Annotated in this window: 1 protein-coding gene; it reads right to left on the minus strand. The window is 60.9% G+C overall.

Annotated features, from left to right (window positions below; translation table 11 throughout):
- Positions 1-203 precede the first annotated feature (203 nt).
- On the minus strand, positions 204-754 hold a 551-nt coding region (locus D6877_RS02620; RefSeq protein ID WP_241662837.1), incomplete at its 5' end, for an ABC transporter substrate-binding protein.

Raw genomic sequence — 754 nt, forward strand, 5'->3', positions numbered from 1 at the left:
ACTTCATCATCGGAGACGGCGAACCGCTGTCGATGGCGGAGTGTGGCTGGATGTAGTTCTCGGCGCCAATTCTGGACCCTGTGGGAGCGAGCCTGCTCGCGAAGGCGTTGTATCAGTCAGCATCATTGTTTGCTGACAGACCGCTTTCGCGAGCAGGCTCGCTCCCACAGATTGTTTACATCCACCGGTTTGTGTCAGACAGGTTATTTGAGGCTGACCTTGGAATAATCCTGCCGTCCGAACGGGCTGACGGAATAACCCTGAACATCCTTGCGCGTCAAAGCGTAGGCCGTCGGGTGCGCCAGTGGCAGCCACAACGCCTGCTGCTGGATCTGTGCCTGTGCCTGTTCATACAGCTTGGTGCGCACGCCTTGCTCGCTGGTGGTCTTGCCGGCGCTGATCAGCTTGTCCAGATCGGCGTTGCAGTACCGCGCGAAGTTGGTTCCGGACTTCACCGCCGCGCAGGAAAACTGCGGCGTGAGGAAGTTGTCCGGGTCGCCGTTGTCGCCGGCCCAACCCATGAACAGCAGATCATGCTCGCCGGCCTTGGCGCGACGAATCAGCTCGCCCCATTCGATCACACGAATTTCTGCCTGGATGCCGATCTCGGCCAGATCCGATTGCAGCATTTGCGCGCCGAGGCTCGGGTTCGGGTTGAGCAGGCTGCCCGACGGCCGCGTCCAGATTGTGGTCTGGAAACCATCCTTCAAGCCGGCCTTGGCCAGCAGCGCCTTGGCCTTGGCCACGTCGTGCG

The sequence above is a fragment of the Pseudomonas sp. Sample_9 genome (assembly GCF_004307535.1).
In the GTDB taxonomy this organism is placed as follows: Bacteria; Pseudomonadota; Gammaproteobacteria; order Pseudomonadales; family Pseudomonadaceae; genus Aquipseudomonas; species Aquipseudomonas mercuritolerans.